The sequence below is a fragment of the Agathobaculum sp. Marseille-P7918 genome, from assembly GCF_900625105.1.
In the GTDB taxonomy this organism is placed as follows: Bacteria; Bacillota; Clostridia; order Oscillospirales; family Butyricicoccaceae; genus Agathobaculum.
The window spans coordinates 58,556-67,166 of sequence record NZ_UYYD01000012.1 but is presented as its reverse complement, the minus strand read 5'-3'; the positions used below and the strand labels follow the sequence as shown (position 1 = coordinate 67,166).

General features: G+C 48.3%; 11 protein-coding genes and 2 pseudogenes. 1 reads left to right on the top strand and 12 read right to left on the bottom strand.

Annotated elements, in window-relative coordinates; translation table 11 throughout:
* Positions 1-128 precede the first annotated feature (128 nt).
* From EJL02_RS12735 to acgA, 11 genes and pseudogenes are all read right to left on the bottom strand, one after another.
* Positions 129-704 (bottom strand): annotated as a pseudogene (locus tag EJL02_RS12735) (VirB6/TrbL-like conjugal transfer protein, CD1112 family); the annotation flags it as partial.
* Between the two features lie 76 nt (positions 705-780).
* Positions 781-1,002 (bottom strand): Maff2 family mobile element protein, encoded by a 222-nt coding sequence (locus EJL02_RS12730; RefSeq protein WP_125116740.1) that lies wholly within the window; start codon positions 1,000-1,002, stop codon positions 781-783.
* Between the two features lie 3 nt (positions 1,003-1,005).
* Positions 1,006-1,287: pseudogene (locus EJL02_RS12725) on the bottom strand (type IV secretion system protein VirD4); the annotation flags it as partial.
* A 103-nt stretch (positions 1,288-1,390) separates the two neighbouring features.
* Positions 1,391-2,272, bottom strand: coding sequence for a DUF5131 family protein (locus EJL02_RS12720; protein ID WP_125116739.1), 882 nt, complete (start codon positions 2,270-2,272; stop codon positions 1,391-1,393).
* Entirely contained in the window at positions 2,265-3,155 is an 891-nt protein-coding gene (locus EJL02_RS12715) for an SIR2 family NAD-dependent protein deacylase (RefSeq protein WP_125116738.1), read from the bottom strand. Before EJL02_RS12715 ends, EJL02_RS12720 begins: the two co-directional genes overlap by 8 nt.
* Positions 3,100-3,879, bottom strand: coding sequence for a protein-ADP-ribose hydrolase (locus tag EJL02_RS12710; RefSeq protein ID WP_125116737.1), 780 nt, complete (start codon positions 3,877-3,879; stop codon positions 3,100-3,102). Before EJL02_RS12710 ends, EJL02_RS12715 begins: the two co-directional genes overlap by 56 nt.
* 12 nt (positions 3,880-3,891) lie before the next feature.
* Entirely contained in the window at positions 3,892-4,491 is a 600-nt protein-coding gene (locus EJL02_RS12705) for a nitroreductase family protein (protein ID WP_125116736.1), read from the bottom strand.
* A gap of 13 nt (positions 4,492-4,504) precedes the next feature.
* A complete protein-coding gene (locus EJL02_RS12700) occupies positions 4,505-5,383 on the bottom strand; it encodes a nitroreductase family protein (protein ID WP_125116735.1) in 879 nt (292 codons plus the stop codon).
* Between the two features lie 14 nt (positions 5,384-5,397).
* Positions 5,398-5,976: a nitroreductase family protein gene (locus EJL02_RS12695; protein ID WP_125116734.1), complete on the bottom strand. Its 579-nt coding sequence runs from the start codon at positions 5,974-5,976 to the stop codon at positions 5,398-5,400.
* 2 nt (positions 5,977-5,978) lie between these two features.
* Positions 5,979-7,010, bottom strand: coding sequence for a radical SAM/SPASM domain protein, ACGX system (acgM, locus tag EJL02_RS12690; protein WP_125116733.1), 1,032 nt, complete (start codon positions 7,008-7,010; stop codon positions 5,979-5,981).
* 104 nt (positions 7,011-7,114) lie between these two features.
* Positions 7,115-7,387, bottom strand: a complete 273-nt coding sequence (acgA, locus tag EJL02_RS12685; protein ID WP_125116732.1) for an ACGX-repeat peptide — start codon at positions 7,385-7,387, stop codon at positions 7,115-7,117.
* 194 nt (positions 7,388-7,581) lie between these two features.
* Between acgA and EJL02_RS12680 the strand changes: the two genes are divergently transcribed.
* Positions 7,582-7,911 carry a winged helix-turn-helix transcriptional regulator gene (locus EJL02_RS12680; protein ID WP_125116731.1) on the top strand — a complete coding sequence of 110 codons (330 nt, stop codon included), beginning with the start codon at positions 7,582-7,584 and terminating at the stop codon, positions 7,909-7,911.
* Positions 7,912-8,280: 369 nt separating this feature from the next.
* Here the strand turns inward: EJL02_RS12680 and EJL02_RS12675 are convergent, their stop codons facing one another.
* Entirely contained in the window at positions 8,281-8,577 is a 297-nt protein-coding gene (locus tag EJL02_RS12675) for a TIGR04076 family protein (RefSeq protein ID WP_125116730.1), read from the bottom strand.
* Between the last annotated feature and the right edge of the window lie 34 nt (positions 8,578-8,611).

The following is an 8,611-nucleotide window of genomic DNA, read 5'->3' as shown; positions in this document are numbered from 1 at the left end:
TAAATCGGATGACGCTAAAGTGACGCTTTTCACGTCTTTGATACTTTTCTTTACCGGCTTGCTAAAGCCGGGTTCCCAAAATGCCCGCACACCGCCTTTGGATGAAAAGCGGCGCTTCTGGACGCGCAATACACCTCAATCATTCTGCCGTAGATCACCAGGAAGATGCAGATGGAAAGTATCTGCGTACACAGCCCCACGAACACGCTCTGGAACCACAGCCCCAGCAGGGCACCCACGCTCCAGTCGGCAAGCTGGGTCTCCAGATCGCCCACCACGCCGGAAATGTCAATGCCCGCGTCCGAGATGATGACCCCCGCCGACTGGCTGACCACATTCTGCGCCACATCAAACACCGCCATGACGATGTTCCAGGTATTGGTGACGATCAGCACCGCGCAGAAGGTCTTGAAAATCCACTTGAAGAAAATCCAGGTGTCGAAGTCGTGGAGGTTGTTCTTCTCGATAATGAGCTGGATCAGCTCGTAGCACATGACGAAGGTGAGGATGATGCCTGCAATGGGGACGATCACCGTTTCCGAGAGATTGCGGATCATGTTGAAGATGCTGCTGTTCCAGGCGGCGGGCGTCATGCCGACCTCCCCGGCGATCTCGCCCACCTTTGTGTTCAGGGTATCAAACATTCCGGTCAGGTTTGAAATGGTACCGTCAATGAGCAGTTCCTTGAACCACTCCTGTATCATATCCAATATCAAGGGAGATCACCTCCTTTGCAGAGAAGTGAGCTGAGCCTTCTCCCCCGCTTTGTTTCTCGCCCCATCAGGGTGCGGTCAGAAGGCCGGACAGCAGCGGCACCAGAATCATGCCGATGAGGGCAACGCCGCCGCCTGCCATGAGTTGCTTGATGCCCTGGCTCTTGGATGCCGGGTTGTCCTGTCCGTAACCTTCCAGAAGGTTGATGCCGCCCCACACGCACAGGCCGCCGCCCAGCGCGATCACCAAAGTCTGCAAAACCTCAATCGACTTTGCGAAGAAATCCATAGGTCAATTCTCCTTTCGCTCGTTTGAATTGTCGGGTTGAAGATCGGTTGCTTTGAGTTCGTACAGATCGAAAGGCTCGTCCGGCTTCACAATGGCCGGTCTGCGTTTCATGTACCGTTCAATGTCAAAGGTGTTTTTCTTGTCGGCGTCGGCAAGGTACTTATAGCGGGGATGGCGGGTTATATCAAACTTGTCGCTGAAAAACGGCCGCACCCCTCGAAGCTGCAAGATGCACTTGCCTCCGTCCATCACTGCAATCTCGTCCTGAGTCATCAGCTCTTTGCCATAATGTCAAGTGATGAATTCAAAAAACAGAAAAAAGGCCAATCCGCGCAAGGCAGATTGACCTTCGGACGGCAAGGTATAGCCACCTCGCCTTATCGTCTATTTACTTTATATCTTCACAGCGACCACAATCTGAACAACCGTTACAGATTAGCCAACTCCCGCATTTTTCACAATTCTTCCGATAATGCGGCACATACAGATTTTCTTTCGGAATATCCATCCCAAAACCATCTGTCAGCTTCCATTTGATCGGCTTTCCGACATAGCCCATGCCGGATTTACATGCCATCTCACTTTGAATCTGTTTTTTAGGCAAATGATACCTTTTCCCGTCTTTGATAAACACGCTCCCCGTTTCAATAAAGCAAAACATAATATTGTACGCAACGCACTCTGAACGCAGACTTTTTACCCAGTCAAAGTCACATGGCCTTGCACCGTCATAATTTTCGCCGCCGCAGATTACCTGCTCGATCTGACCGGCACTAAGATATTTTTCAATGCTGACCGGCCCGATGAACGGAGCACACATAATTCCTTTATGCTTGAACGGCAGAGAAAGTAAAACCGGGATGCGCTCATCCGCTCTCCGTTGGTTCTCGCAGGTAACGTTAAGCATGATATTTTCCCAGCCTTCGCCCCAGTCCTGCGGTAGACAATTTTTTACTCTCTGGGGCCTTTTCGTCAGCAGAAAAAATTTTACATCCGGGCGCTGGCGCATAATCTCCCATGCTTCCTCACGCCACCCGTCAGCTTCTTCCAAAAAGAAATCGGAAGTCATGCAGACGCGGATCAACTCGCCACTTTGAATTTTATAAGATCCATTCCTGTTCTTTTGCAGGGGATAATAAAACCCTGATTTCGTTCGGTAAATATCAGCACCGTTACGATTCCGCATACGGTCAAGGAAATACATATAACAGTGCTGACAACCTTCACTGCATTTTACACAGCCGTGCCAGGGGTTCCATATATCATGCACAGGATACCTCCTGTACGCAAAGCTGACATAGTACATTCCCTATATCGCCATTGATGCAAATTGACCGGCGCTCTATTTCACGGGGACAGAGTGCCTCTCCATAGTTGATGCAGGTATATACTGCTTGCGGATTATCTGCCGTCATTCTCCAAAACGGATATTTGATGATTACCGGGGTGTTATATCCCACGCCAAGCTCCAGGAACAACACCCGCATATTCTGGTGTCTGCGGAGAAAAAGCTGATACCGCTCTGCCGCTTCATGCCAGCCATCATCCTCCACAAATTTATCGTCCGAGCGCAGGTTCATGGTCAACGGTTTCCCACAATGCGGACAAACAGGCAGAAGTTCTGTGGGAATCCGCATTCCTTTTTGCTGTTCCACCATGCTGCGGATTATTTCTTCATTCTCAAAGGTTTCCTGGCAGCAGGGTTCGCTGCATTGGAACAGGCCATAGTCCCCCTGTGTGTAAAACAGCCGCTTTTTATCAAATCCGGCTTTCTGGAAGCAGTGATCCACATTGGTTGTGATAACAAAATAGTCTTTGCTTTTTACAAGCTCAAACAGGTTGTCATACACCGGCTTCGGCGCGTCCATATACCGGTTGATATAGATATACCGGCTCCAGTAGGCCCAGTGTTCCTCCGGCGTAGCATATGGATAAAAGCCGCCGGAATACATATCATGGAATCCGTATTTTGCTTCAAAATCGGAAAAGTACTGTCTGAACCGTTCTCCACTATAAACAAAACCTGCGGATGTCGAAAGACCTGCCCCGGCCCCAATCACCACCGCATCCGTCTGTGCCAGCTCCTTCTTCAGCTGTTCAATCTGCCCCGAGGAGTCTGCGGTAGATTTTGTAATCCTCATCCTTGAAAACATTGAATATTACCTCCATATTGGTATGCGTTTCCTGCCGGTATTCCTTTACGGTCTGAACGGCAATCTCCGCTGCTTTATCATTCGGAAAATGAAATTCCCCGGTCGAGATGCAGCAAAACGCAATATTTCTCAGATTATTTTTCTCCGCCAATGCCAAACAGGAACGGTAGCAGGACGCAAGAAGTTCTTTGTCTTTCTTTGTAAGCCCTCCCTGAACAATAGGCCCAACCGTATGCAGAACATAGCGGCAGGGCAGGTTAAAGGCCGGTGTAATTTTTGCTTTGCCGGTCTCTTCTTCGTGGCCTTGCTGTTCCATCAGTTCGGCGCAGGCGAGGCGAAGCTGAACGCCTGCATAGGTGTGGATCGCATTGTCGATGCAACCGTGACAAGGGCAGAAGCAGCCCAGCATCTGGCTGTTCGCCGCATTGACAATCGCATCACAGGCAAGTGTGGTAATATCCCCTTGCCAGAGATAAATACCTTCCTGCACAGGAGATAGGTTGGAAAGCTCCGTAATTTTTTTGCACCGGAGTTCTTCCTGCAAATAGGCATCCTGTACCGCTAAAAATTCATCACTGACCGGCTCTGGCATACGAATATTCAGGAGAGAACGCAGCAGTCTCTTTTGTTCCGGTTCCTCTTCTGGTATTCCCATGTCGTGATACCTCGACTGCTCTGAGAGCAGCTTTTTGATTAAAAATAATCTTCGTTCTGTCTGATTCATGCGGCTGCCTCCTTACTGCACAGGAACCTCATGAAAAAAGCAGGTTTCTTCTAACGGCTTCCTTTGGCATCCCAGTTTGGTGTTGGGGACAAAATCCACTGCCGGATAACCGATGTAGAGCATACAGACCGGCTGCCAATTTTCCGGCAGACAGAGCAATTCTCTGGCCTTGTCCTTGTCGAAGTAGCTGATCCAAACGGTCCCCAGATCCAGACTGGCCGCTTCCAGCATCATATGGGTGGCCACAATCGTGGCATCCGTCTGGCCGCTACTTTCTCCGCTGTGCGGGTTTGTCCAGCAGGCCGTTTTGTCATAGGTCACAAACAGAACCAGCGGTGCGCCGTAGTAGAAGTTAAGTTTGCCCTGGGATTTATCGTTACATTCCTCTGCCAAATCCACATATTTCTGATCGTAACCAAAGGAACAAAATTCCCGAACCTTTTCCAAACTCTCCGGGGTATTCAGCACAAGGATTCGCTGGGGCTGGCCATTGACCGCTGTGGGAGACCAGCGTCCTGCCTCCAGTATCTTCTGTATCTTTTCTTTTTCCACAGGCGTTTGTGCGAATTTACGCACGGTGACCCGCTTTTTGGATATTTCCATAAAGTCCATAGAGTATCCCCTCCTATCTGCTCTCTGTATACCGGTGGATTTTACGTCCCCGATCCTTTTGGACACCTCTTGCATAAGGAATCTCCGGATAACCAAATCCAACCATCAGTTTCATATAGTGGTTTTGGGGGATATTCAGCAGCTCTCTGGCCTTTGGAGCGAGTTCCTCCAACACCTCCGCCGGATAACTCATAATCACAGTTCCCAGGCCAAACGCATTTGCAAGAAGTTCAAAATATGCCGTTGCAATGTTGCAGTTCACCTTAGAATCCTCGGCCCATTTTCCCGCACACTTTTCATGAGCGATGAACAGATGCGGTGCGCCGCAGAACAGCAGATCGTTTTTCCTCACGGTTCTTTCTGACTGCTTCATCTTCCCATAATAAAAATCACTGAAGCTACGGGTGTAAATATGCTGCTTTGCATCCGATTCCATTTTGGAGTAAGCAAGCCGCCAGATTTCCTTGACACGCTCCTTATCGTCAATGACCGTGTATTCCACATTGCAGGAATTCCCCCCGGTCGGGGCAGCCGACATTGCCTCTAAAACTCTACTGATAACCTGCGGGTCTACATTTTTGTCCAGATACCGGCGGCAGGAACGGCGGTTTACAATGAGGCGCTCCATATAGTTTCCCATTTCGGACGGAGGGGGAAGCAGAGAATCTTCCGCTCTTTTATCAAAAATGGAGATTGCCCCCTGGGGACATACCGCAAGACAGTGCTGACATTTCCAGCAGCCACGCCATCCGAAGCGTTCAAATTCTTTCATTTCCGGGTGTCCATCTTTGCCAAAGGCAAGCACCATGCCAGTACAAGTGTTAATACATTTTCCGCACTGAATACATTTTGATTTATCAACCTTAAAATGAGCTTTTTGTTCTGCTCCCATCGTACATTTCTCCCTTAGCCAATAATTTTATATCGTCCTTTTTTTCTGGCTTTCACTTGAGGATATTCACCATTACAGTAACCAAGCAGCACAAAACATCTGGCAATATAGTTTTTTGGAATTTCCCATCTTTCTAAAAGTTGGCTGCCGATTTCGTTATCAAAGGTTTCCTCACCCCTTGCAATAATACAAGAAGAAATACCAAGTGCAGTTGCTTCCAGCACCATATTTTCAGCACAGCAAAAAGCGTCGGGAATACTATATAAAAAATTCTTCGGAGCAAAAATTGCGCAAACCGTAGGGGCACCGTAAAAACCGCTCTTAATAGCAGGGTTATCAATAATGCTGGGCTGATCCTCTGAGACATAGGAACCTGCCAGCTTTGATCTATCAAACCGGATGATATTGAGTTTTCCGATTTTTTCACACAGGTCTTTATCGTGAATGGCACAGATGAATGTTCTCTGTCCACCTCCAGCGTTCGGAGCATATAGCCCTGCTTCAATGATTTTTTGTAAGCTCTCCCGGTCAATCTGTCTGTTCTGATACTTGCGGATTGATCGACGGTATTTCATGAGTTCAAATAACTCCATCATTAGACCTCCTTCCAGCACTGCGGATCAGCCGCATAGAAATTGCCGTCCTTGCCGCTGGCAACCGCAGGACAACCCCGGCAGAAGGCCAGCAGTTCGCATTTGGAGCATTTTTCAAATTTCGAGTAATCCCGGTATGCCTCCATCTGACAGATCCAGACATCAGCCAGACGATCTTCAAATACGTTGCCCACCTTGCTGTTCTGAACCCGGCGGCAGGCGTAAATATCACCGGTGGGCAGAATGGTCAGATGGCAGTTGCCACAGTTGCAGCCACCGTAAATCATCCCTTTTCCCACCGCTTCCGGGATTTTGAACGCACCGGTTTCGTATTCGTACAGCGTCCAGAGATGATCCTTCTTGTTAAAGTAAGTCTGGCAGCCCGCCGCCTCATACGCCTTGAACTTTTTGTCGCAGTCCGCTAGCAGTTGGCGGTAACGCTGGGGCGTGATCCCCACGTCCTTTTCCTCGCTGGTGGGGCAATAGCGGGCAAAGGCAAAGACATTGGCTCCGGCCTCGACCGCCGCATCAATGATGTCGGGTACCTGGTCGATGTTGGTGCCGGAGACGGTGGTCATAATTACACTACGGATGCCCGCCCGGTTGATGCAGCCGACCTTCTCCAGCGTGATGTCAAAGCTGCCCGGCTTGCGGAACCAGTCATGAGTTTCCCGCATACCGTCCAGGGACAGCTGATATTTCTCACAGCCGTATTCTTTCAGCCTGCGGCAGACCTCATCGTTCAGGTGGAAGGGGTTGCCCAGGATGGTGAAGGGAATGTCATGCTCTTTCATGAGAGCCAGCAGCTTCCAAAAATCGGGATGCAGGATGGGATCGCCGCCGGTGATGTAGAAGTAGGGCAGCCGATCATACACCTGGCAGAAATCCAGGCAGTTATAGAAAGTGTCCCGCATCTGCTCCCATGTCATGGAGTCCAGATGTTTACAGGTGTCTTCGGAAAAAATGTAGCAGTGCTTGCAACGCTGGTCACATTCATCTGTAATGTGCCACTGAAAAGAAAAATACTGTTTCATCTGTGATAACCTCACTTTATATCAAATCGGATTTACCGAGAAAGTATTCAAGAATTCCCGGCGGGAACACGTCCGCCGGGAATGGTTTTGGGGGATGGAAAAGATTACTTGTCGCCAGCACCGCAAGCAGAACCACAGGCGCTGGGCTTCTCGTCCGGCTTATCAGCCGCACCGCAGGCAGCGGGCTTTTCTTCCGGCTTATCGGCTGCACCGCAAGCAGAACCACAGGCGCTGGGCTTCTCGTCCGGCTTATCAGCCGCACCGCAGGCAGCGGGCTTTTCTTCCGGCTTATCGGCTGCACCGCAAGCAGAGCCACAGGCAGAGGCAGGAGCCGCTTCAGCCTTTTTGCTCCATCCGGACAGATTAGAAAGTGCCATTGTTATTACCTCCATTTTAGATTTTAGAACCTTTTCGGTTCTTGATTTTTATTGTATTGGATAAAGAAAGTAAAAAAAAGTACGCACAAATCTATTACTTAGTCACCTTTTTGTGACCACTTGAAAACAATCGCATACTACATTATAATTTAAATATAACATTTGATTTTGAACTATAGGAATGAGGTGAAAATATGCTGACAAAAGAAGAAATGCCTGCCTGCCCGGTAGCTACGACCGTTTCAATCATTGGGAGTAAATGGAAACTTCTGATTCTGCGAAATCTGCTCCTGCGCCCCTGGAGATTTAACGAATTGAAAAAGGACTTAGCAGGTATCAGCCAAAAGGTATTGACGGACAGCCTACGGTCTATGGAAGCAGATGGTATTATCACCCGGACAGTTTATCCAGAAGTGCCTCCACGAGTCGAATACGCTTTGAGTGAATTGGGAGAATCCATGCGTCCCATCATCATTGCAATGGAGCAGTGGGGAAGCGCATATAAAAAAGAAGGACGGCAATAAAAAACAGACAAGTTTTGCACTATTAGTAAAACTTGTCTGTTTTTCCATTGTATTGTTCTTATGCTGCAATCTCCGGGATTTCCCCGACAAAGTTATAAATAATCTTGACCTCTTTGCCACAATGTCAAGTGATGAATTTAAAATGGTTAATCGGACAATAAAAAAAGCAGCAAATCTTTTCAGACTTGCTGCTGTCGCTGACCGCTATTGGGTGGCTGGTATTCAGTTTTGAATGATAGTGGAGGGTGCGGTAGCACTCTATACTGTCACCTGTGATTGTCTGCCTGCAAAGGCAGGCGGTGCTGTCACCAGTGATGAAAAAGCGGCGCCGGTGACTATTCCAACTGTCTTTGATATACAGTTATTGATTTATTCATTTACAGTTTCCATTTTGAAAACTACCGGGCGAATTCCATCATTACAGCAAGTTATTGCTACTTCAGGGTTTTCAATCCAGCTTCCGCCAAAAAACGGTTCCGTGTGACCATGAGATAACGCAAATGCATAATGAGAAATTGCTTTCCATGCCTCATCGCAAAATCCATCTGGTTTTGAAATGTCCGTGACAAATACCTGGCCCTCTTTAAAGAAAGGACATACGCCCAAGCCGTTCACTCCATATTCTTTTGCTAAATCTTTGTCTAAAGTTGTCTTTAATACTGTAATCTTTACTTTTTCATTTCTTTACCTCTCCTTAAAT